Consider the following 24,110-nt stretch of genomic DNA (forward strand, 5'->3'; position numbering starts at 1 on the left):
CGCGTCGCGGAAATCGGGCGGCCCGCCGTCGGATGCTCGGAGCCCGGGGGACGACCACCGGCGCGAGAGGAGCACCGGCGCGAGAGACGCACCGGCGCAGGAGACGCACCGACGGCGGCGACGCATCGACAAGGAGCGAGCACGTGACGGCATTGGCACGGTGGTGCTATCGGCATCGTCTTGTGGTCCTCGTGCTGTGGCTGGGGGCGCTGTTCGGCCTCGGGGCCGCGGGCACGACGGCGGGCACCGACTACGCGAACGTCTTCTCCCTCCCGGACACCGACTCCAAGACCGCCCACGACCAGCTGACGAAGGAGTTCCCGGAGCGCTCGGGCGACACCGACACCGTGGTCTGGAAGACGGACGAGGGGTCCGTACGGGACCCGGCGGTCCGGTCCCGGATCGAACCCGCGCTGAAGGACATCGCCGCGATGAAGGGCGTCGGCGCGGTCACCGGCCCCTACGGCGGCGGCGCGCAGGGCGGGATCAGCGAGGACGGCACCATCGCCTACGCCCAGGTGACCTTCACCGCGCAGGCCAACGAGGTGCCGAAGCAGCTCGTCCAGGACGTCGTCGACCGCGCGCAGGACGCCGGGCGGAGCGGGCTCCGGGTCGACCTGGGCGGTCAGGCCATCACCCGGATCCAGGAGCCGCCGCAGGGTCTGTCCGAGGCCGTCGGTGTCGCGGCCGCCGCGGTCGTCCTGTTCCTGGCGTTCGGCTCGCTGTTCGCGATGGCGCTGCCGATCGTCGTCGCGATCATGGGCGTGGGCACGGGCCTGATGTCGACGGCGCTGCTCAGCCATGTCACCGACGTGCCCGAAGTGGCGCCGCTGCTCGGCTCGTTGATCGGACTCGGCGTCGGCATCGACTACGCCCTGTTCATCGTCACCCGGCACCGCAGGGGCATCCAACGCGGCCTGGAGCCCCAGGAGTCGGCCGTCCAAGCGCTCAACACCTCGGGCCGCGCGGTGCTGTTCGCGGGCGGCACCGTGTGCATCGCCCTCGCCGGGATGCTGGTGATGAACATGCGCTTCCTCGACGGCGTCGTCATCGCCACGTCCCTGACCGTCGTGCTCTCCGTCCTCGCCGCGATCACCCTGCTGCCCGCGCTGCTCGGCCTCCTCGGCCCGCGCGTGCTCAGCAGCCGCCAGCGCCGCCGGCTCGCCGCGCAGGGCCCCGACCCGGCCGAACCGAGCGGGCTCGCGGCGCGCTGGGCGTCGTACGTGCAGAAGCGGCCGCGCACGATCGGCGCGGCGGCGGTCGTCGTCATGCTGGTCCTCGCGATCCCGGTGCTCTCGCTGCGCCTGGGCGCCACCGACCAGGGCAACCACAAGGAGTCGACGACCACCCGGCAGGCCTACGACCTGCTCGCCGAGGGCTTCGGCCCCGGCTTCAACGGACCGCTGCAGGTGGTGGTGCCGGGCGGCGCCGACGCGACGGACCTGGTGGCGAGGATCCGGACGACCGAGGGCGTCGCGCAGGTCGCGGCGGCGCCGCCCGCGCACGGCGTCTCCGTCGTCCAGGTGGTCCCGACGACCTCGCCGCAGTCGGTGCGGACGGACGAGCTGATCGACCGGCTGCGCGACGACGTGATCCCCCGGTCCGGGGTCACGGCCCATGTCGGCGGCGTGACCGCGGTCTTCAAGGACTTCGCGTCGGTGACGGGCGACCGGCTCCCGTACTTCGTCGGCACGATCATCGCCCTCGGCTTCCTGCTGCTGCTCATCGCGTTCCGCTCGCTGGTCGTGCCGCTGACGGCGGCGCTGATGAACCTGATCGCCGCCGCGGCCTCCTTCGGCGTCCTCGTCGCGATCTTCCAGTGGGGCTGGGGCGCGGAGGCGCTCGGCCTCGGCAAGGAGGGGCCCATCACGGCCTTCCTCCCCGTCATCATGCTGTCGCTCCTCTTCGGCCTGTCCATGGACTACCAGGTGTTCCTCGTGAGCCGGATGCACGAGGAGTGGGTGCACACGAAGGACAACGCGCGGGCCGTGCGCGTCGGACTCGCCGAGACCAGCCGGGTCATCAACTGCGCGGCGCTGATCATGGTGTGCGTGTTCTCGGCGTTCGTCCTCAGCGGCGACATGGAGGGTGCGATGGCGGGCATCGGGCTCGCGGCGGCGGTCGCCCTCGACGCGTTCGTGCTGCGTACGGCGCTGGTGCCGGCGGCGATGCATCTGCTCGGCCGCGCCAACTGGTGGCTGCCGGCCGGCCTGGAGCGCAGGCTGCCGCACCTCGCGGTGGAGCCGCGTGAGGCCCCGCCGGCAGCGGAGCCGGTGGCGAAGGTGCCGGTGGCGAAGGTGCCGGAGCAGTCCGGCGGGGCCACGGTGGTCCACGGCTTCCTGCGCACCCCGGACGGCGACCCGCCGGCCGAGGCCACGGTCACGCTGATCTCGCGGGGCGGCCGCCAGCTGGACCGGGTCCGGTCGCTCGCCGACGGGGCGTACATCGTGTCGGCCCCCGCGCCCGGGTCGTACGTCCTCGTGGTGACGGACCGCCGACTGGCCCCGCTGGCCCGGCACATCACGGTGGGGGACCGGCCCCTGGTGTACGACGTCGAGCTGCCGGACGACGTGGATGCGGCGCCTCGGGGAGGGGGCTGAGCCGCCGGCCCCTCAGGCGCGCCGCCTCCCGGTCGGCCTCGCCCGGCGCCGCAGGGCCAGCAGGCCGCCGCCCGCCACCGCCGCCACCGCGGCGGAACCGCCCAGCGCCCAGCCCTCGCCGTGCCGGGCGGTGCCCGAGGAGACGACGGCCGGGGCGCCCGCCGCCGGGGACGCCGACTTCTTCGGCTGCTCGCTCAGCGGCGTGACCAGCTCGCCGACCGCGCTCACGGTGGAACCCGCCGCGAACCCCCAGTCCAGCAGCGCGGCCGTCTCCTCGTACACCGCCTCGTAGCCGGACGCGGGGTGCATCACGGTGACCAGGAGGGTGCGGCCCTTCCTGGTCGCGGCGCCGGTGAAGGTGTTCCCGGCGTGCGAGGTGTAGCCGTTCTTCACGCCGATGAGGCCCTGGTACGCGGCGACGCCCTGCCCGGTGAGCAGGCGGTCGGTGTTCTGGATCTGGAACGTCTTGCCGCCGCCCGCCGGGAAGTCGGCGACCTTCGTGGCGCAGTAGCCGCGGAAGTCGTCGTTCTTCAGGCCCGCCCGGGCGAAGAGCGTCAGGTCGTACGCCGACGAGACCTGCCCCTTGTGGTCGAAGCCGTCCGGGCTGACCACACGGGTGTCGCCGGCCTGGAGGTCCTCGGCGCGGGCCTGCATCGCCGCGACCGCCTTGCCGACACCGCCGTACATCGAGGCGAGCACGTGCACCGCGTCGTTCCCGGAGCGCAGGAAGACGCCCTGCCACAGCTGATGGACGGTGTACGTCGTCCCGGCCTGGATGCCGACGAGGCTGGAGCCCGCCGGGATCCCGGCCAGGTCCTCGGCCGTCACCTTGTGCTCCAGGCCGTGCGCGAACTTTGGCAGCACCGTGTCCGCGAACAGCATCTTCAGCGTCGAGGCGGGCGGCAGCGCGCGATGCGCGTCGAACGAGGCGAGCACCTCGCCGCTGTCGTGATCGGCGACCAGCCAGGCCTTCGCGTTCAGCTTCGGCAGCTTCGGCGCCCCCGCGCCGCGCGCCACCTGCACCCCGGGCGCCGCGAGCCGGGCGCCGCCGACGGCCGTCGCGGCGGACGCGCGCTGCGCGGGCAGGGCGAGGGCGGCCGCGGCGCCGAGGCCCATGCCGAGGGCGGTGCGGCGGCTGAACTGGGGGGACGGCGAGGGTGTGGGGTTCCCGGGCATCCCGTGACCGTACCGGTCCGATCTGAGGCCGAGGTAAGAGGGGCCCACGCCAGCCCCTACGGCCTGGACCGCGTCATCCCCGGCAGGAAGTCGATGAACAGCTCGTGCACCTCGAGCACCAGCGGCCGCAGCACCCGGAACCGGGCGAGTGCCACGCCCCGTGTGGTCAGCCGGGCCCCGCGGTCGGCGAGCCGCCGGCTGCGCTCCCGCCCCTCCGAGCTGTCGAAGACCCAGTACAGGACGAGCCCCATCTGGGACAGCCACATCAACTCGGGCAGGATCTGGGCCAGTTCGGCCGGGACCTTCGCCTTCGACCCTGCGAGCACCTCGCGGTGCAGATTGATCGCGGCCTCCCGGGCCCGTTCCGACTCGGCGGAGAACGGGCTGAGCGGCGAGTCCGGGTCGGCCGCGTTCTTGAAGAACTGGGCCGCGAACTCGTGGTACGGCTCGGCGATCTCCAGCCACGCCCGCAGCACGCCCGCGAGCCGCGCCTGGAGATCGGTCTCCGTGTCGAGGACGGACCGGACCGCCGCCTCGTGCTCGGCGGTGATCCGGTCGTAGAACCCCTGGATGAGGTGTTCCTTGCCCGCGAAGTAGTAGTACGCGTTGCCGACGGAGACGCCGGCCTCCTGCGCGATGGCCCGCATCGTGGTCCTGTCGTAGCCCCGCTCCCGGAACAGCCGCATCGCGGTCTCCAGGATCAGCGCCCGCGTCTGCTCGCTCTTGGCGGGCTTCTCGGCGGGTTTCCCGGCGGACGTGTCCGCGCTGCTCTTCTTCACGGCTTTCTCTGCTGCCACGGTCCCCGAGCCTAATCGGCCGCGCAGCGTCCGCTGTCACAGGACGGCGGCCCGCCCCCGTATCCGTACGCCTCCTGGAACCAGCCGCTCCCGGGGTCGTACGTCCACCCGTCCTTCGGGTCGTACCGCCAGCCGTCCTGCCGCCGGTACGCCCCGCCGCCGGCCTGCCGCCGCTGGTAGAGCTCCCGGTACTTGGCGGCGCCGAGCACCACCTGCTTGGCGACCTTCATCCCGGCGGGGGTGGCCATCCGGTGGGCGGTCGGCCGGTGCTCGCGCAGCGCCCACATGCACACGATCCAGGCGGCGGACCCGCGGTAGATCTGGCCGCTGTCGCCGATCACCGTGATGTCGCCGAGCGTCGCCGCGTGGTCGAGGTCCGGGAAGAGGGCCCGGGCCCGGGAGTGCCCCGCCGGCACCAGGTCGAGCGGCACCAGCTGGCGCTGCTTCACCAGCCAGTTCCGTACGAAGGTGCACAGCGGGCACTCCGCGTCGTACAGCACGGTGAGCCGGCGGACCGGGACGTCCCCCCGGGCGTCCCGGTCCACGGCCTTCCCCGTGCTTCCCACCGCTGTCACGCCCCGGCCACCGGAGCGGCCCACCCCTGCGGCGGGACCGGCGGCTGCTGTTCGCGCTCCATGACGCCGCGCCGCCGGATCTTGTTGAGGACGAAGACGTTGCCCAGGTGCATCACGCCGAGCACGAGCAGCACCACGCCGAGCTTGGTCGACAGGGCCTCGAAGACCTCGCGGGCGGTCCCGATGGTCTCGTCGCCGCTCAGGTAGAGGGCGACGAAGCCGAGGTTCACGAGGTAGAAGCCGACCACCAGGAGGTGGTTGACGGCGTCGGCCAGCTTCTCGTTCCCGTGCAGCACGTCGGAGAGGAAGACCCGTCCGTTACGGCTCAGGGTGCGCGCCACCCAGATGGTCAGCCCGATGCTGACGACGAGGTAGACGATGTAGGCGACAACTGTGAGGTCCATGCCCCACCCTCCTTGAACGCGTTCAAAAACGCTGACAGGCATGAATGTAGACCTGTTTTTGAACACGTTCAAGCGAGAGTTGTCGGACGTGACGCGGGTCTCAGGCGGTGCCTCGGGAGGCGGCCCGGGAGGGCCCGGGCGGAACGCTCAATTCCGCGCCAGCTCGGGGCGCTTGAGGTAGTCGGTGAACCCGATGACGTTGCCCCACGGGTCGGCGATCTCGACGACGTACCCGGTGGAGGTGGAGAAGGGCGGGTCGAGCGGCTCGATGTCCTCGGCGGTCAGCGCCCGGGCCGCGGCCCGGGCGTCGGGCACCTCCAGCCACAGCCGCGCCGCGGGCCACGGCGCCGGGCGGTGCCCGAAGCCGTCCTCGGCGCGCAGCAGCAGGCCGGGCGTCTCCTTGCCGACGGCGAGCAGCGCGATGCCGGCCTCGTCGAGGCGGAACTTCACGGGGAATCCGGCGCGCTCGTAGAAGGCGACGGCCTCGGGCAGGTCGCCGACGGGGAGCAGGGCGTTGTCGAACCCGAGGATCTGCAGGCCAGCTTCTTGTGACATACCGTCAGATTAGCCATGGATCGGGCAAATGCCGCTGAAGTGCTCAGCGGCGGATCCGTGGCGCCCCGGTCACGGCGGTCATCAGGGAGTACGCCGACGTCGAACCGGATGTTGTCGAACCGGCCGAGCCCCTCTCCCGCCTCGGCGAACACCTTGCCGTCGGAGAGGGTCCCGTCGTCGCGCACCTCGAAGACGCGCAGGGCGCCGCCGCGGGTGTCGGACACGTACAGCCGCGTCTCGTCGAGCGAGAAGACGAGCCCGTTCGGCGCGCCGAACCCGTCGGCCACGAGCCGCACCTCACCGCTGTCGGGGTCGATCCGGTAGACGTTGTCCGCGCCGATCTCGGACTCGGCGCGGAACCCCTCGTAGTCGCTGGTGATCCCGAAGTCCGGGTCGGAGAACCACACCGAGCCGTCCGAGCGCACCACCGCGTCGTTCGGACTGTTGAGCCGCTTGCCCTGCCAGCGGTCGGCGAGGACGGTGATCCGGCCGTCGTGCTCGGTCCGGGTCACCCGCCGGTTGCCCTGCTCGCAGCTGATGAGGCGGCCCTCACGGTCCAGCGTGTTGCCGTTGCTGTGTCCGGCGGTGGAGCGGAAGACGCTCACGGCCCCGGAGGCCTCGTCCCAGCGCAGCATGCGGTCGTTGGCGCCTCGGTCCTGGTGAAGGGGCGGTCGGCGACGACGGAGCAACTCCAGGACGTACTGGAGCGGTTGTACGCGATCGAGGGCGTGAGCGGGACGCAGGCGACGGTCGCGCTGGAGACGTTCTTCGAGCGGCCGGTGGCCGTCGTGACGGACTGATTGTCAGTGGTGCCTCGTAGCGTTCCTCGACATGGGAACGGTGACGTTCGTCGACGAGACGACATCAGGGGACAGGGGCGCGGCCTTCGGGCTGGAGATCGCCGAGGAGCGGCTCACCGTACGTGAGTTGATCCGCCGGCGGGTCTTCCAGGAGGTCGCGGAGCACAACGCGCGGTCCGCCCCGCGCGTGTTCCAGGGGCTGGTGCAGCCGAAGGACACGGAGCGCGTGCTGAACGGGTACGCGCTGCGCACCCCGCGCCGCATCGACCCCGAGGCCCAGACGGAGCGCGCGCTGGCCGCGTTCGCGGGGAACGGGTTCCTGGTGCTGGTCGGCGACCGCCAGGTCACCGAGCCGGACGAGGAGATAGAGCTGGCGCTCGGCGCCGAGGTCACCTTCCTGAAGCTCGTACCGCTGGTCGGTGGCTGATGGTGCATCTGCAGAGCCACATCGACAAGCTGCGCAACCACGTGGTGGCGCGGGACCCGCACCGCCTGGCGCGCGAGGCACTCAAGTCGGCCGTGGGCAACGACGGTTACCGGGGCCCCGCCCGGGACCGGATCATCGGGACGCTCCGGGAGCTCGACCCCGCCCTGCGCGCGCGGGTCGCGGACCAGCTGGCCCGGCAGTACGCGGACCTGGACGCCGACGCGCCCGCCCGGCTGAACGTCCTGGTGCTGCTCGTCGTCGTCGGCGCGGACCTGCCCGGCGACCCGCTGGCCGCCGAGCGCGCGGCGGAGCTGGCCAAGCTCGGCCGGGAGTCCTCGGTCTGGCGCGGCAGTTACGCGCAGGTCGTCGTGGAGGCCGAGCGGGCGGCGGGCCGTCCGCTGCCCGCCCCGGTCGTCGCGTTCTTCCGCAGATGCGCCCTGGAGGCGTACCGCGACCCGGAGTCGGTCGCCCTGGCCAAGACGATGCGGGAGCCCGTGCTGAACGTCGGGGAGGAGTGGGCCGAGCGCGCCCTCGCGGCCCTCGGCGGCGACCCGGACGACCCGTGGCGCGCCCTGCTCGCGCACGCCGCGACCGCCACCTCCGCGAAGCCCTCCGCCAAGTGGGACAAGGCCGCGCACGCCCTGATCGGGGCGCTCGGCCCGGACCGGGTGCGCGAGGCCGTCCTGCCCTGGCTCGCCCTGGTCGGCCGGCCCCGCACCTTCCCCCTTCGGGTCCTGCGGTACGGGCCCGACGCCAACCTCTGCTACGACCCGTTCAACGCGAACGCGCTGCGCGGTCTGACCTGGGTGCTGTCCCTGCTGCCCGCCCACCCGGACACCGCACGCGCCCTCGGCGCCCTCGTCGAGACCTCGCTCAAGAAGGTGGCCGGCCTCGGCCCGCGCAACCCCAAGGTCGCCAACGCGGGCGTGTTCGCCCTCGCCCGCATCGACAGCCAGGCCGCCCTCGCCGAGCTGGCCCGCCTGGCCACGCGGATCACGTACAAGGCGACGGCCAAGCTGCTCGACACCGCCCTCGAAGCCCGTGCCGAGGCCCTCGGCCTCACCCGCGAGGAGATCGAGGAACTGGCCGTCCCCGCCTACGGGCTGACCGAGGTGGGCCGCGCGGAGGTCCGGCTCGGAGACATCACCGCACTGCTGGAGGTCCAGGGCGCCAGGGCCGTCCTGCGCTGGCGCGGCGCGGCCGGCAAGGAGGCCAAGTCCGTCCCCGCCGCCGTGAAGCGCGACCACCCCGACGAGCTCAAGGAACTCAAGGCCGCCGCCAAGGACATCGACAAGATGCTCGGCGCCCAGGCCGAGCGCCTCGACCGGCAGTTCCTCGCCCGCCGCACCTGGTCGTACGGCACATGGCGCGAGCGCTACCTCGACCACCCGCTCGTCGGAACCCTCGCCCGCCGCCTGCTGTGGATCGTGGACGGCACACCGGTCGGCTTCGCGGACGGCGCGCCGCGCACCCTCACCGACGACCCGGTGACCACGGGCAGCGAGGTGACGCTCTGGCACCCCGTCGACCGCGAGCCCGCCGAGGTCGTCGCCTGGCGCGACTGGCTGGAGCGGCACGCGGTCACCCAGCCGTTCAAGCAGGCCCACCGCGAGGTGTACCTGCTCACCGACGCCGAGCGGACCACGGGCACGTACTCGAACCGGTTCGCGGCGCACATCGTCCGCCAGCACCAGTTCCACTCCCTGGCCGCCGTCCGAGGCTGGCGCAACAAGCTGCGGCTGTGCGTCGACGACGAGGCGCCGCCCGCCACCCGCGAACTCCCGCAGTGGGGCCTGCGCGCCGAGTACTGGATCGAGGGCGAAGGCGAGGAGTACGGCGTCGACACCACCGAGTCGGGCAGCTATCTGCGGCTGCGCACCGACCAGGTCCGCTTCTACCCGATCGACGCCCCGGGGAACTCGGCCCACTGCCACGGCGGCGAGTACCGCATGTGGCTGAGCGACGGCGCGGACCCGGTCGAGCCGCTCCCGCTCACGGAGATACCGCCGCTGGTCCTGTCCGAAGTCCTGCGCGACGTCGACCTGTTCGTCGGCGTGGCCAGCGTCGGCAACGACCCGACGTGGCAGGACGGCGGCCCCGGCGGCCGGTTCCGCACGTACTGGACGTCCTACGGCTTCGGCGAGCTGAACCAGAGCGCCGAGACCCGCCGCGTCCTCCTGGAGCGGCTCGTGCCGCGCCTCGCGATCGCCGACCGCTGCACCATCGAGGGCCGGTTCCTGCACGTCAAGGGCGAGCTGCGCACGTACAAGATCCACCTGGGGTCGGGGAACATCCTGATGACGCCCAACGACCAGTACCTGTGCATCGTCCCCAGGTCGAGCGCCGGCACCTCCGCGCAGACCGGCTATCTGCCCTTCGAGGGCGACCGGACCCTGGCCGTCGTGCTCAGCAAGGCGATGATGCTCGCGGACGACACGAAGATCACCGATCCGACGATCACCAGCCAGATACGCCGGTGATCTGCCGCTGAACGGCCGCGGGCCCCGCTCCCATCGAGGAAGCGGGGCCCACGGACCGGGACGACCCGGAAGATCAGTAGCGGCGCGTGATCAGCGCGCGCTTCACTTCCTGGATCGCCTTGGTGACCTCGATGCCACGCGGGCAGGCGTCCGTGCAGTTGAAGGTCGTGCGGCAACGCCACACACCGTCACGGTCGTTGAGGATCTCCAGGCGCTGCTCCCCGGCCTCGTCACGCGAGTCGAAGATGAAGCGGTGGGCGTTCACGATGGCGGCCGGACCGAAGTACTGGCCGTCGTTCCAGAACACCGGGCAGGACGACGTGCACGCGGCGCACAGGATGCACTTGGTGGTGTCGTCGAACCGCTCGCGGTCCTCGGCGGACTGCAGACGCTCACGCGTCGGCTCGTTGCCCTTGGTGACCAGGAACGGCATGACGTCCCGGTACGCCTGGAAGAACGGGTCCATGTCGACCACGAGGTCCTTCAGCACGGTGAGGCCCTTGATGGCCTCGACCGTGATCGGCTTCTCGGGGTTGATGTCCTTGATGAGCGTCTTGCAGGCAAGGCGGTTCTTGCCGTTGATGCGCATCGCGTCGGACCCGCAGATGCCGTGCGCGCAGGAGCGACGGAACGTCAGCGAACCGTCCTGCTCCCACTTGATCTTGTGGAGGGCGTCGAGGACGCGCTCCTTCGGGTCGATGTCCAGCTGGAAGTCGACCCAGTTCGACTCCGCGGAGACCTCCGGGTTGAACCGGCGGATCCGGAAGGTGACCGTGATGAGGTGCGAGCCGTTGTCCGCCTCGAGCGCCTCGAGCTTGTCCATGGTCGGAGTAGCCATCAGTACTTACGCTCCATCGGCTGGTAGCGGGTCTGGACGACCGGCTTGTAGTCGAGACGGATCGTCTCCGTGCCGTCGTCGCCGACCTCGCGGTACGCCATGGTGTGGCGCATGAAGTTGACGTCGTCGCGGTTCGGGAAGTCCTCGCGGTAGTGACCGCCGCGGGACTCCTTGCGGGCCAGCGCGGAGGTCGCCATGACCTCGGCCAGGTCGAGCAGGTTGCCCAGCTCGATGGCCTCGAGCAGGTCGGTGTTGAACCGCTTGCCCTTGTCCTGGATCGACACGTTGAGGTAGCGCTCGCGCAGCTCGGCGATCTTCTCGACGGCCGTCTTGATCGTCTGCTCGGTGCGGAACACCATCACGTTGGCGTCCATGCACTCCTGCAGCTCGTTGCGCAGGACCGCGACGCGCTCGGTGCCCGTCGAGTTCCGCAGGCGCTCGACCTGCTCCTCGACCAGCGACGCCGGGTTCTCCGGGAGCTCGACGAAGGACGCCGTGTGGGAGTACTCGGCGGCCGCGATGCCCGCACGACGCCCGAAGACGTTGATGTCGAGCAGCGAGTTCGTACCGAGGCGGTTGGCGCCGTGCACGGACACGCAGGCGACCTCACCGGCGGCGTACAGACCGGGAACGACGGTGGTGTTGTCCGCGAGGACCTCACCCTCGACGTTCGTCGGGATGCCGCCCATGGCGTAGTGCGCGGTCGGCTGGATCGGGATCGGGTCCGTGTAGGGCTCGATGCCGAGGTACGTGCGCGCGAACTCGGTGATGTCCGGCAGCTTGGCGTCCAGCTGCTCCGGCGGCAGGTGCGTGAGGTCGAGGTAGACGTGGTCGCCCTCGGGACCGCAGCCGCGGCCCTCACGGATCTCCGTGTAGATGGAGCGGGACACGACGTCACGGGACGCGAGGTCCTTCATGACCGGCGCGTACTTCTCCATGAAGCGCTCGCCGTCCTTGTTGCGGAGGATGCCGCCCTCACCGCGGGCGCCCTCCGTCAGCAGGATGCCCATGCGCCAGATGCCGGTCGGGTGGAACTGGAAGAACTCCATGTCCTCCAGCGGCAGCCCGCGCCGGTAGCAGGCGGCCTGGCCGTCACCGGTCAGCGTGTGCGCGTTCGACGTCACCTTGAAGAACTTGCCGGTGCCGCCGGACGCGTAGATGACCGACTTCGCCTGGAAGACGTGGATCTCACCGGTCGCGAGCTCGTAGGCCACCACACCGGCGGACTTCTTGACGCCGTCTTCCTCGACGATCAGCTGGTCCAGGACGTAGAACTCGTTGAAGAACTCCACGCCCTCCTTCACGCAGTTCTGGTACAGCGTCTGGAGGATCATGTGGCCCGTGCGGTCCGCGGCGTAGCAGGACCGGCGCACGGGCGCCTCACCGTGGTTACGGGAGTGACCGCCGAAGCGGCGCTGGTCGATCGTGCCGTCCGGGGTGCGGTTGAACGGCAGGCCCATCTTCTCCAGGTCGAGGACCGAGTCGATGGCCTCCTTCGCCAGGATCTCGGCGGCGTCCTGGTCGACCAGGTAGTCGCCGCCCTTGATCGTGTCGAAGGTGTGCCACTCCCAGTTGTCCTCCTCCACGTTGGCCAGCGCGGCGGCCATGCCGCCCTGCGCCGCGCCCGTGTGGGAGCGGGTGGGGTAGAGCTTGGTCAGCACGGCGGTGCGGCTGCGCTTGGTCGACTCGATGGCCGCGCGCATGCCCGCGCCACCGGCGCCGACGATGACGGTGTCGTACTTGTGAATCTTCACGGGTTCGCTCGCCTCGGCTTTAACGGATGTTCGGGTCGAAGGTGAAGATCACCAGCGTGCCCAGCAGGACGGTGAAGACCGTCGCGGCGTACAGCAGGCCCTTCAGCCACAGGCGGGTCTGGGGGCGCTCGGCGTAGTCGTTGATCACGGTACGCAGGCCGTTGGCGCCGTGCAGCATCGCGAGCCACAGCATCAGCAGGTCCCAGCCCTGCCAGAACGGGGACGCCCAGCGGCCCGCGACGAACGCGAAGCCGATCTTGGAGACGCCGCCGTCGAGGACGAGCTGGATCAGCAGGTGGCCGAGGACGAGAACGACCAGGACGACGCCGGACAGACGCATGAAGAGCCACGCGGCCATCTCGAAGTTGCCGCGGCTGCCCTTGCCGGTCTTCGAGGTGCGCTTGCGCGGCGCCTCGATGTACGGCGCGGGGTTGTCGACGTCGTAGAGCGAGACGCCCTCGACGGGACCGACGCCGGACGTGCCGTCCGTCTTGGTGAGGGTGGTGTCAGACATGTCTGGCCTCAGCTCCCGAAGAGTTCACGGACGGCGTGGCCGAGGACGGGGTACAGCGCCCCGACCATCAGGACGACCCAGATGCCCACGACGGTCCAGAGCATCTGCTTCTGGTAGCGCGGGCCCTTCGACCAGAAGTCGACGGCGATGACACGCAGGCCGTTGAGCGCGTGGAAGAGGATGGCGGCGACGAGGCCGTACTCAAGGAGCGCGACGATCGGCGTCTTGTAGGTGGAAACGACGTCGTCGTACGACTCCGGGGAGACGCGGACGAGAGCGGTGTCCAGCACGTGTACGAACAGGAAGAAGAAAATGAGGACACCGGTGACTCGATGAGCCACCCACGACCACATGCCTTCCCGGCCGCGGTACAGCGTTCCAGCCGGCACGGAAGAACCCTCCGGGAGCGGGGACTAGGGGCCGGCCGGCTTCGGTGTCGGACGAGCCCGGCCGGGTACGGTCCACCGGCCGCTCGTCATCGTATCGACGAGTTGTCGGCTCGTTCGCCCGGGGGCCACTGGTGTGATCAAACAGGCAATCAAACAGGCACGTACGGGCTATTGCCGATGCTTTCCCGTCGTGTGGTGCCCGGGGTCCCGGGCCGGGCGAGCGGCAGATCCGGCAGATCCGGCAGATCGCGGACAAGACGGGTGATGCGGCCCCGGGCGAGTCGGCGCAGCTCTTCCGCGGCGACCACCCGCTCCTCCTCCTTGTCGTTGCCGAGACGGTCCCGCAGCCCGGCGAGGAGGTGGTCGAGGGCCTCGGCGGGAGCGATGTCGTCCAGGCAGATCACGAAGGCGTGCCCGAAGCGGCTCTCGTAGGCGCAGTGCGCCGCGGCGAGCGCCGTGTGCGCGGCCGTGTAGCCGGCGGCGCCCGGCACGTGCGGCAGTTCCTCGCAGGCCAGAGCCTCGGCGAGGTCGTCGCGGGCGAGGTCGTACGCCGCCTCGTCGGCCGCGGCGAGCAGCGCGTCGAGGTCCGGGTACGGGCGGTGCGCGGCGACCCGGCGCGCCCACGCGCGGCTTCCGCAGCAGACGCGCAGGGCGTCCTCGGCGGCGTGCTGCGCCAGCGCGTTGAAGTCGGTGAGGCCCCCCGATGACGCGGCCCGTGCCGGTATGGGCAGACGGCCGGGATCGTGAGGGGCGCGGTGCGCGGCCAGCGGAAGCCTCCGGCGGGGACAGGTGGGGGGCGTGCGGTGCGTGTGTTTGTGGCGTAACGCTAGCGATGGCTGATTGCGGGTGTCCGACGGATGCGCGAATTTCACCCGGACGGGAGAGTTTGAGGGCCTGGGGTGGACTCTCGCCGGGCGCCGACTCGTCGTGACCGGTCGCGCGGGTCCCCGCGCCCCTCGGGGGCGGCGGTTACGGTCGGTCGGAGACAAGATCGTGAACGGAGGCGGGCGTGGAGCGAGAGCGGAAGGCTCTGTTGGCCGGGGGCGGGATCGTCGTGGCCGGGGCCGTGGTGGCCGCGGCGGTGCTCTGGCCGGACGGCGGCGACTCCTCCGCGGGCCAGGCCCCCTCCGACGGCAGGACCGGGCAGTCGAGCGCCTCGGCCACGCCGTCGCCCAGCCGGTCGTACCCGCTGTCCACGCCCCCGCGCACGATCCCCTCGGTGCGCGACTTCACCCCGGCGCGCGGCCCCGGCTGGAAGCCGGACGGCGGCCGGGTCGTCGTGCGGGACAAGGACCTGGCCGACGAGGGAGCGCTGATCGCCGGCGAGCTGGGGCTCGACTACGGGGGCGAGGGCGCCGAGGCCGGGCCCGGGGACGTCGAGCTGGCGCTCGGCGGGGCCGGCGGCGCGCAGGCGGAGTCGTACCGGATGACCGTGCGGGACGGGCGCGTGCGCATCGTCGGGCCGAGCGACACCGGCGTGTTCTACGGCACGCGCACCCTCAAGCAGGAGGTGCACGGCGGCGCCACCGCGCCCGAGGGCGTGGTCGCCGACGAACCGGCGAAGCCGCAGCGCGGATTCATGATGGACATCGCGCGCAAGAACTTCTCCGCCGACTGGATCAAGGACCGGATCCGGGAGATCGGCGACCTGAAGTTCAATCAACTGGGGCTGCACTTCTCCGACGACCAGGCGTTCCGGATCGAGTCCGACACGCACCCGGAGATCGTGTCCGCCGAGCACCTGAGCAAGGCGCAGGTCCGGGACATCCTGGCGCTGGCCGCCGAGCGGCATGTGACGGTCGTGCCCGAGATCGACTCGCCCGGTCACCTCGGCGCCGTCATCAAGGCGCACCCCGACCTCCAGCTGCGCGATGCGGGCGGGGCGGCGACGCGCGGCGCCGTCGACATCTCCAAGCCGGGCTCCGCGAAGATCGTGGACGATCTGCTGAAGGAGTACGCGGGCCTCTTCAAGGGCGCGTACTGGCACCTGGGCGCCGACGAGTACCAGGCCCTGACGCGGAGCAACCCGGAGGCGTCGTTCCCGCAGCTGGCCGCTGCCGCGCGGCAGAAGTACGGGGCGAACGCGCGGGTCAAGGACCTCGCCCAGGGCTGGCTCAACGACCGGGCGAAGACCATGGCCCCCTTCGACCGGAACCTGAAGGCCTGGAACGACGGGTTCTACACGGGCGGTGTCGTCGAGGCCGACAAGGACCTGGAGGTCGCGTACTGGACCGGCAAGGAGATCGGGGCGCGCGAGCCCGTCTCGTACCTGAGCCAGGGCCGGAAGCTGACCAACTACAACGACGAGTTCCTGTACTACGTCCTCGGCCAGCCCAACACCTTCGTCTACCCGACCGGGCAGCGGATCTACGAGAGCTGGACGCCGCTCGTCGTGCGCGGCACGACCCCCGTGCCCGCGAAGTACGACGACCAGATCCTCGGCGGCACCTTCGCCGTCTGGTGCGACCTCGCGCAGGCCCAGACCCAGGAGCAGGTCGCGCGGGGCATCCGGATGCCGCTGCGGGCGACGGTGCAGAAGCTGTGGGATCCGGACAAGCCGGAGCTGACGTGGCCGCAGTTCGTCGAGCTGGCGGGCCGGCTCAACGGCTGACCTGCGGATACGAGTGGACACTGCGGGCCGGTGGAACGTATGTTCCGCTGGCCGCGCGGCCGGGGGGCCGGAGTGTCAGCGGCGGTTCCCCGGGGAGGGCGCGCAGCCGTGCTGTGCAAGAGATGCGGGAAGAACAACGCGCTGGTCGAGGACGGGCTGTGCGCGCGCTGCGCGGACGAGGCGTTCGGGACGCTGACGGCCGCGCCGGGGCCCGACCCGGTGCCCGACGAGCCGGGGCCGCCCCGGCCGGTGCCGGGCCCGGGGTGGGGCGTGCCGTTGTCGCCGAACGGGCTCGCCGCGGCGGTGACCGTGCTGCTCGGCGTGGTGATCGCGGCCGATCTGTTCGCCGTGGTGACGGGCGTCCTGGAGTACCGGTTCGCGGCGGATCTGCTGGCGGACGGCTGGAAGGGCCGCAGCGAGGCGGATCTGGACCGGCTCGACGACCTGTACGCGCTGGCCGGCGCGGCGCAGCTGTTCACGTACGTCGCCGCGGGCATCGCGTTCGTCGTGTGGTTCTCCCGCGTGCGGCACAACGGTGAGGTCTTCGCGCCGGACGGGCACAGCAAGGCGCGGCCCTGGGTGCTCTTCGGTTTCGTGGTGCCGATCGCCAACCTGTGGTTCCCGCGGCGGATCGCACTCGACATCGCGCAGGCCAGCGCCGTGGAGGGGCGCGGGGTGCGTCGGCAGATCGAGTGCTGGTGGTTCCTGTGGCTGGCGAACCAGACCGTGACCTGGTTCATGGAGGCCTGGTACGAGAGCGCCGAGCGGCTCCCCGACATCAAGGACGCCACCGGCGCCGTGGTCCTGGCCGACCTCCTCGACATCGTCAGCGCCGTCTTCGCGATCGCCTTCGTGCGGGCCCTGACCGGGCTGCAGAACCGCAAGGTGGCTCACGCGCACGCCTAGTTCGCCTTTCCGGTGGCGAAGTCACGTATCGCTGTGGTGTATTCGGCCCGAGCCGTGAAGTACATCGGGACGGGGGCACGGGGTATGGGCTACTGGGGCTACTACGTGGTGGCCAGGAGCGAGCGTCCGCTGAAGGAACTCGAGGCCCTGAGCGGGGTGCGGGACGAGCTGACGCTGCTGGAGGAGCGGGCCGGGGCCTGGCAGGTGTGGGAGTGCCCCGGCGGGGGCGGCGAGCAGCCCAGGGACGTGGGCAGCATGAACGCCCTGGCCGCGGAGACGGGTTCGCCCGCTCTGTTCGCGTACGTCATGGACAGCCGCTGCGCCGTGGTCGAGGCGGCGGCGCCGCAGAGCGGGGCGTGGACGACGTGTCTGGGGCGCACCGCGATGACGGGGTACATCGGCGGGGACGAGCGGTCCCTGGAGGACTACTTCCTGCCGCCGCGGGACGCCGCCGAGCGGGCGGTCGCCTGGGCCGCGGAGGGCGGGCGGACGGTGGTGGCGCAGCCGCTGTCGGACGTGCTGCGGGCGGACGCGGAGCCGTCGGCGGAGGAGCTGTTCTTCCGGTTCCTGGACCGGCTCGGCGTGGCGGCGCGGTGACGCCGATGTGACGTTCCCGGCGGTCCAGGCGCAGTAAGTCCCAGTAGTCCCCAAGGGGAGCGGCGGGTCCGGGAGGCATACGTCCATGAGCCTGGTGGAACTGATCGCGCGGGCCGACGCACGGGCGCTCGCCGTGAGCGGCCTCGGCTGTCTCGACCGGTGTGTGCCGCTGCTCGGCGCCGACCCGGCCCACGACGAGGCGCTGCGGCCGCTGTGGACCTGCCTCGCGGGGGACCGCGCGGGCTGGGACGAGCGGCTCGTGGCGGCGCGGGCCGCGCTGGACGGCGGCGATGCGACGGGGGAGGCCGCGCAGGAGGTGCGGCGGATGCTGGCGACGGCGCCGCGGCAGACGGCGTCCGACGGCTGGCACGAGTGGGCCGACGCCTGCTCGGTGGCCGCGTTGCAGGCGCACCTGACGCTGGACGCGGCCGGGGCCCCGGTGACCGCCGCGGCGGCCTGGCGGGAGGGGCGTACGGAGGGCATGTCGCCGTTGCTCGCGGCCGAACTGCAACGCCAGACACGGATCTTGAGGCTGCTGGCCGAGAGCGGCGCGGGCGGGCTGCGCGAGGCGCTGGACGTGGCGACGGAGGGGCGCCGGGTGGTGCGTGCCGTGCTGTCGCGGCGGGCCCGCAGCGGCGCCTGACGTACCGGCCGGGCCGGCCCGCGGCGGACAGCCGCGGGCACGGACCCGGCCGCCCCCTCCTGCGGTCGGGGCCGTGCCCGTGGGGTGTAGTGATTAACCCAAGTTGCGTGTGTGACGCAAGCGTTGGCACAAATCGGGCGGCCTTTCGGCGCCGGGCCGTGGGGACCGAACGGCCCCCACGGCCCGGCGTGATCCGACCCGACCGCTACGGCGCCAGGTTGGTGCCCAGGCGGGCACCGTTCGGGGTACCGAGCGTGGCGTTGTTGAAGGTCTTCGCCGAGCTCAGACCCGGACCGCTGCTGTTGCTCGGCACGTACATCAGGGTGCCGTTGCCCGTGTCCTCGCCCGCCGTGCCGATGACCAGGTCGGCGCGGCCGTAGCCGGAGAAGTCGCCGAGGGCGACCGCCGAGCCGAGGTTGTCGTTCGTCTCGGTCGAGCCGGGAATGCCTTCGGTGTCCTGCGAGACGGCGATCGCCCCGGTGCCGGTCAGACCGGTCGACGAGCCCTTCAGGAGCAGCGACGTACCGGCGTTGGAGCGGTTCGAGGTACGGGTGATGTCCTCGTTCGGGGCGCCGGTCAGGACGTCCGCGTAGCCGTCGAGGTCGTAGTCGCCGACCGCGACCGACCAGCCCATCGCGTCGCCGGACTCGGCGGCGCCGGGCACGCCGGACGTGGACTGGCTGACCGACTTGGCGCCGGTGGCGGTCAGGCCGGTGCCGGCCACGCCCTTGACGAAGGTGACCTGGCCGCCGGCCGTCGCGCCGGACTCGGCGGTGTAGGGCTGGCCGATGGCGATGTCGTCGACGCCGTCGCCGTTGATGTCGCCGGCGCCGATGGAGCGGCCGCCCTTCACGGTCAGCGTGGCCGCCTTGCGCAGGCCGCCGGAGCCGCCCTTGTACCAGGTGACGCGGCCGATGCCGGTGGCGTCGCGGTAGTTGAGGGCGACGTCCGCGTAGCCGTCCTGGTCGAAGTCGCCGGACGCGGCGTCCGCGTAGGCCAGGTTCCCCTCGCTGCCGGTGATGGTGGAGTCGGTCTCCCAGCCCTCGCCGTAGCGGGCCGTCCAGGTGCCGCCGAGGCCGGTGGAGGCCGCGAACACGTCGGCGGTGCCGTCCGCGTTGAAGTCGCCGACGGCCACGGCCGAACCGAACCGGGCGCCGGTCAGCGCGTAGCTCGCGTCCAGGTTGATGCCGAAGCCCGAGGTGAAGTCCGGCCCGTACACGACGGTGGCGGCGCCGCGGTCCGCGTGGCCCGAGGTGTCGTCCTCGCCGGGCTGGCCGACCACGAGGTCGGTGTAGCCGTCGCCGTTGATGTCGCCGGTCGCGGTGGACGCGCCGAACTCGTCGCCGGACTCGGCCGCGCCGGGTACGTCCCCGGCCTGCGAGACGACCTTCTTGCCGGTGGCGCTCGGGCCGGACGCGGTGCCCGGCACGACGACGACCTGGCCGCCGCTCGCGCCCTTGGGCAGCCCGGTGACGATGTCCGCGGTGGCGTCGCCGACCACGTTCTGGGAAACCAGGGCGTGCGAGATGCCCGGGGTCGCGGCGAGGGTGCGGATGCGGGACAGCTTCGGGTACAGGTTCGCGCCGGGGCAGGCGGTGGCGTTGGTGTCCTTGTGGCCGAAGACGCGCGGCAGGGTCTTCGTCGTGCCCTTGGGGACGAGGTTGCCGTCGACGTTCAGGTCACCGTTGGAGGTCATCGTGACGGTGCCGGTCGGCGAGATGCCGTACTGGCCGAACTTCCAGGCGACGACCCGGGCTATCGCGTCGAGCGCGGCCTTGGTGGGCTTGGCCGTCTCGAAGTTGCCTATGTAGGAGATGCCGACGGTGTCCGTGTTGAAGCCGTAGTCGTGGGCCCCGTGCACCGGCAGGTCCACGCCACCGGTACGGCCCTCGAATATCTGGCCGCAGCGGTCGACGACGAAGTTGTAGCCGATGTCGTAGTAGCCCTTGCCGACGTGGTCCTGCTGGATCTGGCGCAGGCGCTCGGCGGACCTGGCGCAGGGGACCTGGTTGTCCGCGTCGACACCGGTGTGGTGGACGACGGCGGCCTTGATCTCCGTGTCGTAGGCGGGTGTTCCGTCGTGCGAGAGGCCCGGGCCCCACACCGACTGCGGGATGATCTGCGGCTCGGCGACCGTCGACGGGAGGGGCTCGGGGACGGTCTCGGTCGGATCCGGTGTCGGGGCGGCCGTCGTGGACGTGCTGTCCGAGGGGGCCGGGGACGTGGACGCCGGGGGCGTCGCGGTGTCGGTCGCGGCGGGCGTGGGGCTGTCCGTCGCCGTCGGGCCGGGCGTCGGCGTGGCCGTGTCCTCGCGGTACGCGGCCGGCTCGGCGAGGTCCGCGGCGGAGGGGCCGGTGCCGGGGTCGATCAGCTTGACGTCCATGCCGGCGGGCAGGCCGGAGGCGGTGCCGTCGGCGGCGATCACCCGGACCTCGACGCCGTTCGAGTCGTCCTCGGTCGGCACCGACGCGGTGCCGCCGCGGATCGCGGAGTGCTCGCGCTCGGCGCCGTCGGCGTCGTTCGTCTCCTGGGGCAGCGTCGTCCAGGCGCCCCAGGTGCCGCTCTCGGCGTCGCGGGCCCGGAACTGGGCCTTGCCGTCGATCTCGGCGTCGGGGTCCTTCCAGGTCACCGACACGGCACTGAACGTCCGGGTGGACTTCTGCGGCACGACCTTGCGGTCGCCCTTCGTCTCCAGCTTCAGCGTGTGGACCGCCGCGGCCCGGTGCTCGGCGCCCTTGGCCGAGGTGACCGGATCGGCCGCCATGGCGTACGTCGCCGCACCGGCGCCGCCGAGCACGACCGCGCCGACCGTGATCCACGCCCTGCGCCGCAGACTCAGCGGCTTGTACGCGTGCGAACTGCGCGCATTCTGGTGCCTGGCGCGCGAATGTCGCGGGCTCAAATGCCCCACCCCTTGAAGAAGTTCACAGAATTCCCGCGAGTACCGCGGGCAGATGTTCTATTCAGCGAAAGACAGTCGACGAGCGTCACAGGTTGCACACGTGTGTCGTGCGTCACGGCGGGACCGGAGGCGCCGCATGTGCGCCGGCAACTCACCTTCTTCTTTTGGCCAGTTGGCGGAATCCTTCGCTCGCGGAATCCTTCGCTCGCGGAGTCCTCCGCGACCGATGAGACGGGCGAAGGGTTGTAGGCCCGCGGCGAATCTCCTGTGTGAGAAGCGACATGTGAGAAACCTGTGACGTCTCCGTGCGTCCGGGCGCTGGGGGAGTGCGGGAAGAGCCGGAACCGCGCTCACCGCACGACCGGACCAAGGGGTGCACACCATGCCTGAGGGCGACAAACGGGCCGCTGAGATGCGGCGGTACGCGGCGGGCTTCGTCACGCGGATCGCCTCGCAGCGGCTGCCGCTCGACTACTCCGTCGCCAGCCTGCGGGTCGTCGACTTCCTCATCGACGGCCTGCGCAAGGGGAGTTCGGACCGGGCCCGGGCCGACACGGTCCTCACCGGGCTCGGCGCGTACGTCGGCGAGGTGCTCGTGCGGCGGGCCGGCGCCGTGTGGGTGGACCTGGACGAGGCGCAGCGCGCGTACTTCGGGCAGAGCGTCGGTGTGCGGATGCCGGACGGGCGGGTGTGGAACCCGCTGGGCAAGGTCGTCAACCGGTACGAGGCCGGGCCCGAGGAGTCCCTCGCGACCTTCTATCTGACCCTGCCGGGACGGAGCCGCGCGTGCGCCGCCCTGTGATCACCGGTGTGTTCGTCGTCGCGCTCGCCGCGGGCGGCGCGGTCTTCCGGCCCGTCGTACCGTCCGCGACCGTGACGGCGCTCGCCGAACCGCCCGCGAGCACCCGCCCGGCCGCCGACGCCGACGCCTCGGAAGCGCCCAGGCCGGTCGACCAGGTGCGCGGGGAGAAGCTGTTGAAGGAGTCGGGCACGCTGCTGCGGGACGCGCCCTCCGTGCGGATGGTCAGCGACGTCACCAAGGGCACGACCCACGTGCACAGCGACATGCGCATGGACCACGACGGGAACTGCGCGGGCACCGTCGCCGTCGAATCCGGCATCCGCGCCGAGATCGTCTTCCTCGCGGGCGACGGAGACGACGGAGACGACGGAGACGACGGGGACGACGGGGGCAAGGGCGGTTCGGCGGCTGAGGCGTACCTGAAGTACACCGACGCCTCCCTCGACGTGCTGCGGCGCAGGGCCGAGACGCAAGGCCCTGAAGTGGCCGAGCGGATGCGGCAGTTCGCCCTCCGGGCGCGCGGCAAGTACGTGAAGGCGATGCCGGGTCCGAAGGGCGCGAAGGCGATCGGCGCGCAGTGCGGCCTCGGCCGGTCCCTGGCCACGCTGATGACGGCGAACGCCGAGGGCACCCGGGCACGGCCCGTCGTGCGGCGCGCCGGGGACCGGATGGTCCCGCTCGTTCCGCCGGCCCGCGACGGCGAGAGCGGCGCGGTGTACGTCGAGGCGGACGGCGCCCCGTACCTGCGCTCCATCAAGGGGAAGGCCGGCGGCATGGAGGTCGACGTCGCGTTCTCCGCCTACGGCGCCCCGGTGCGTGTCCAGCGCCCCGACCCCGCGCAGGTCGTGGAGCCCCCGACGGACGGCGGCGCGGTGTTCGAGGTCTGACGCGCCCACCGGTGCCTGTGACGTTTCCGTACGGGCGGGCGCTGATCGGTACAAGGGGTCGCGGGCGGACGGGGATCCGCCCTCGAGGACGATCCGTCCCCGAAGACGTACGAAGAGGAAAGCGGTTGGGCCAGGGAGGGCAGCCCCGGCGTACACAGGCGTACGACGAGGAGTTGGGCGCGGCCGTCGAGCGGGCCCAGGCAGGTGACGAGGCGGCGTTCGCCGTGGCCTACCGGCTCGTGCAGCCGGGTCTGCTCGGCTATCTGCGCGGCCTCGTCGGCGACGAGGCCGAGGACGTCGCCGCCGACGCCTGGCTGGAGATCGCCCGGGACCTGGGGCGCTTTCGCGGGGACGGGGCGGGCTTTCGCGGCTGGACCGCGACCATCGCCCGGCACCGCGCACTCGACCTGCTGCGCCGTCAGAAGGCGCGGCCGCGGCCGTCCGCGCTGGAGCAGGACGTCCTCGAACTGCCCGCCGCGCACAACACCGCCGAGCAGGCCCTGGAGACCATCTCCACGGAACGCGCCTTCGCCCTCCTCGCCGCTCTCCCGCCCGACCAGGGCGAGGCGGTCCTGCTGCGGGTCGTCGTCGGGCTCGACGCGGCGGCCGCCGCGCGCGTCCTCGGCAAACGGCCCGGCGCCGTGCGCACCGCCGCGTACCGGGGGCTGCGACGGCTGGCGAAACAACTCGGTGTGACGGATGACGGGCCGCACACGCTGGGGGAGTCGAGATGACTGACAACACCCCGTCACCGGTCGGCCCGGGCCCCGCCGTGCCGGTGTCACTGGGCGACCTGCTGGCCGGCGCGGTCCGGCCGGACGCGCCCGGCGCGGAGGGCGAGCGGGCGGCGCTCGCCGCGTTCCGCGCCGCGCGCGACTCCGGTGCGCACACGGCGCAGGGGCGGACCCGGCGCCGCGACGACTGGCGGCCGCGCCGCCGGGCGCGCTGGTCGCTGCGCGCCGCCGCCGGGGTCCTGCTCGCGAGCGTCGCGGTCGTCGGGGGCGTCGCGGTCGCCGGGATCGGGACGGGCGGGAGCGCACCGTCGTCGGGCGGCCCGGAGCGTGCGCCGCGGCCCGCCCCCACCGTGACGGGCCCGCCCGCGCGGACCTCGCCCCCCGCGGCGTCGCCGTCGCGGCGGACCCCGCTCCCCGCCGCGTCGCCGTCGCGGCGGACCCCGCTCCCCGCCGCGTCGCCGTCGCAGCGGACCTCGCCCCTGGCGGTGTCGTCGTCCGAGCGGCCGGCGCACGGCCGCGACCGCGCGGCGCGCTGCACGTCCTACGAGAAGGGGCGCGGCCTCGACCGCTCGGAGCGGGCCTTCGAGGCATGCGGAACGCCGACGGCCGGCCCGCCCGGCAAGGGCGAAGGGCGCGACAACGGCCACAAGCACCAGGGCGAGAAGTAGCCACGCCGGCAACGGGCGCCACGGTGGCCACAGCGGTGACGCGGCGGACCG

22 protein-coding genes and 2 pseudogenes are annotated in these 24,110 nt (G+C 72.2%); 12 read left to right on the forward strand and 12 right to left on the reverse strand.

What is annotated here, in order from left to right; genetic code table 11:
- The first annotated feature begins 152 nt into the window (after positions 1-152).
- The gene (locus ACVHNB_RS04365) at positions 153-2,600 is read left to right on the forward strand and encodes an MMPL family transporter (RefSeq protein WP_456228836.1); all 2,448 of its coding nucleotides are present in this window, start codon (positions 153-155) and stop codon (positions 2,598-2,600) included.
- A 12-nt stretch (positions 2,601-2,612) separates the two neighbouring features.
- Here the strand turns inward: ACVHNB_RS04365 and ACVHNB_RS04370 are convergent, their stop codons facing one another.
- The 6 genes and pseudogenes from ACVHNB_RS04370 to ACVHNB_RS04395 form a co-directional block, all read right to left on the reverse strand.
- Positions 2,613-3,776, reverse strand: coding sequence for a D-alanyl-D-alanine carboxypeptidase family protein (locus ACVHNB_RS04370; protein WP_456227447.1), 1,164 nt, complete (start codon positions 3,774-3,776; stop codon positions 2,613-2,615).
- 56 nt (positions 3,777-3,832) lie between these two features.
- Complete coding sequence (locus ACVHNB_RS04375; RefSeq protein ID WP_428957571.1) at positions 3,833-4,462, reverse strand: TetR family transcriptional regulator; 630 nt, start codon at positions 4,460-4,462, stop codon at positions 3,833-3,835.
- 122 nt (positions 4,463-4,584) lie between these two features.
- Entirely contained in the window at positions 4,585-5,148 is a 564-nt protein-coding gene (locus ACVHNB_RS04380) for a thiol-disulfide oxidoreductase DCC family protein (protein WP_428952738.1), read from the reverse strand.
- Positions 5,145-5,552 carry a hypothetical protein gene (locus ACVHNB_RS04385; RefSeq protein WP_428952737.1) on the reverse strand — a complete coding sequence of 136 codons (408 nt, stop codon included), beginning with the start codon at positions 5,550-5,552 and terminating at the stop codon, positions 5,145-5,147. The genes ACVHNB_RS04380 and ACVHNB_RS04385 overlap by 4 nt, the downstream gene beginning before the upstream one ends.
- Before the next feature lie 147 nt (positions 5,553-5,699).
- A complete protein-coding gene (locus ACVHNB_RS04390) occupies positions 5,700-6,107 on the reverse strand; it encodes a VOC family protein (protein WP_456227448.1) in 408 nt (135 codons plus the stop codon).
- Positions 6,108-6,205: 98 nt separating this feature from the next.
- Positions 6,206-6,751 (reverse strand): annotated as a pseudogene (locus ACVHNB_RS04395) (SMP-30/gluconolactonase/LRE family protein); the annotation flags it as partial.
- Between ACVHNB_RS04395 and ACVHNB_RS04400 the strand changes: the two are divergent.
- From ACVHNB_RS04400 to ACVHNB_RS04410, 3 genes and pseudogenes are all read left to right on the forward strand, one after another.
- Positions 6,752-6,907: pseudogene (locus ACVHNB_RS04400) on the forward strand (Lrp/AsnC family transcriptional regulator); the annotation flags it as partial.
- 31 nt (positions 6,908-6,938) lie between these two features.
- Positions 6,939-7,334, forward strand: coding sequence for a hypothetical protein (locus ACVHNB_RS04405; RefSeq protein WP_456227449.1), 396 nt, complete (start codon positions 6,939-6,941; stop codon positions 7,332-7,334).
- The gene (locus tag ACVHNB_RS04410; RefSeq protein ID WP_456227450.1) at positions 7,334-9,814 is read left to right on the forward strand and encodes a DUF4132 domain-containing protein; all 2,481 of its coding nucleotides are present in this window, start codon (positions 7,334-7,336) and stop codon (positions 9,812-9,814) included. Before ACVHNB_RS04405 ends, ACVHNB_RS04410 begins: the two co-directional genes overlap by 1 nt.
- Before the next feature lie 73 nt (positions 9,815-9,887).
- Here ACVHNB_RS04410 and ACVHNB_RS04415 read toward each other — a convergent pair whose 3' ends face one another.
- The 5 genes from ACVHNB_RS04415 to ACVHNB_RS04435 form a co-directional block, all read right to left on the reverse strand.
- Positions 9,888-10,652 carry a succinate dehydrogenase iron-sulfur subunit gene (locus ACVHNB_RS04415; protein ID WP_428952733.1) on the reverse strand — a complete coding sequence of 255 codons (765 nt, stop codon included), beginning with the start codon at positions 10,650-10,652 and terminating at the stop codon, positions 9,888-9,890.
- Positions 10,652-12,406: a succinate dehydrogenase flavoprotein subunit gene (gene sdhA, locus ACVHNB_RS04420; protein ID WP_428952732.1), complete on the reverse strand. Its 1,755-nt coding sequence runs from the start codon at positions 12,404-12,406 to the stop codon at positions 10,652-10,654. Before sdhA ends, ACVHNB_RS04415 begins: the two co-directional genes overlap by 1 nt.
- 19 nt (positions 12,407-12,425) lie before the next feature.
- On the reverse strand, positions 12,426-12,920 hold the full coding sequence (locus ACVHNB_RS04425) for a succinate dehydrogenase hydrophobic membrane anchor subunit (RefSeq protein WP_428952731.1): 495 nt from the start codon (positions 12,918-12,920) through the stop codon (positions 12,426-12,428).
- A gap of 8 nt (positions 12,921-12,928) precedes the next feature.
- Positions 12,929-13,273, reverse strand: a complete 345-nt coding sequence (sdhC, locus tag ACVHNB_RS04430; RefSeq protein WP_203643630.1) for a succinate dehydrogenase, cytochrome b556 subunit — start codon at positions 13,271-13,273, stop codon at positions 12,929-12,931.
- 185 nt (positions 13,274-13,458) lie between these two features.
- Entirely contained in the window at positions 13,459-14,040 is a 582-nt protein-coding gene (locus tag ACVHNB_RS04435) for a 2-oxo-4-hydroxy-4-carboxy-5-ureidoimidazoline decarboxylase (protein WP_456228837.1), read from the reverse strand.
- Between the two features lie 278 nt (positions 14,041-14,318).
- On the opposite strand from ACVHNB_RS04435, the gene ACVHNB_RS04440 reads away from it, so the two are divergent.
- From ACVHNB_RS04440 to ACVHNB_RS04455, 4 genes are all read left to right on the forward strand, one after another.
- Entirely contained in the window at positions 14,319-15,920 is a 1,602-nt protein-coding gene (locus ACVHNB_RS04440; RefSeq protein WP_456227451.1) for a beta-N-acetylhexosaminidase, read from the forward strand.
- Positions 15,921-16,028: 108 nt separating this feature from the next.
- Complete coding sequence (locus ACVHNB_RS04445; RefSeq protein WP_428952728.1) at positions 16,029-16,826, forward strand: DUF4328 domain-containing protein; 798 nt, start codon at positions 16,029-16,031, stop codon at positions 16,824-16,826.
- An 84-nt stretch (positions 16,827-16,910) separates the two neighbouring features.
- Complete coding sequence (locus ACVHNB_RS04450) at positions 16,911-17,423, forward strand: hypothetical protein (protein ID WP_428957570.1); 513 nt, start codon at positions 16,911-16,913, stop codon at positions 17,421-17,423.
- Between the two features lie 85 nt (positions 17,424-17,508).
- Positions 17,509-18,066, forward strand: a complete 558-nt coding sequence (locus ACVHNB_RS04455; protein ID WP_428952727.1) for a hypothetical protein — start codon at positions 17,509-17,511, stop codon at positions 18,064-18,066.
- A 205-nt stretch (positions 18,067-18,271) separates the two neighbouring features.
- Here the strand turns inward: ACVHNB_RS04455 and ACVHNB_RS04460 are convergent, their stop codons facing one another.
- A complete protein-coding gene (locus ACVHNB_RS04460; RefSeq protein ID WP_456227452.1) occupies positions 18,272-20,968 on the reverse strand; it encodes an N-acetylmuramoyl-L-alanine amidase in 2,697 nt (898 codons plus the stop codon).
- Positions 20,969-21,350: 382 nt separating this feature from the next.
- Here ACVHNB_RS04460 and ACVHNB_RS04465 point away from each other — a divergent pair, with 382 nt between their 5' ends.
- From ACVHNB_RS04465 to ACVHNB_RS04480, 4 genes are all read left to right on the forward strand, one after another.
- The gene (locus ACVHNB_RS04465) at positions 21,351-21,770 is read left to right on the forward strand and encodes a hypothetical protein (RefSeq protein WP_456227453.1); all 420 of its coding nucleotides are present in this window, start codon (positions 21,351-21,353) and stop codon (positions 21,768-21,770) included.
- The gene (locus ACVHNB_RS04470; RefSeq protein ID WP_456227454.1) at positions 21,755-22,657 is read left to right on the forward strand and encodes a hypothetical protein; all 903 of its coding nucleotides are present in this window, start codon (positions 21,755-21,757) and stop codon (positions 22,655-22,657) included. The genes ACVHNB_RS04465 and ACVHNB_RS04470 overlap by 16 nt, the downstream gene beginning before the upstream one ends.
- A gap of 125 nt (positions 22,658-22,782) precedes the next feature.
- Entirely contained in the window at positions 22,783-23,391 is a 609-nt protein-coding gene (locus ACVHNB_RS04475) for an RNA polymerase sigma factor (RefSeq protein ID WP_456227455.1), read from the forward strand.
- On the forward strand, positions 23,388-24,059 hold the full coding sequence (locus ACVHNB_RS04480) for a hypothetical protein (protein WP_456227456.1): 672 nt from the start codon (positions 23,388-23,390) through the stop codon (positions 24,057-24,059). Before ACVHNB_RS04475 ends, ACVHNB_RS04480 begins: the two co-directional genes overlap by 4 nt.
- The last annotated feature ends 51 nt before the right edge of the window (positions 24,060-24,110 follow it).

Source organism: Streptomyces sp. YJ-C3 (assembly GCF_053891275.1).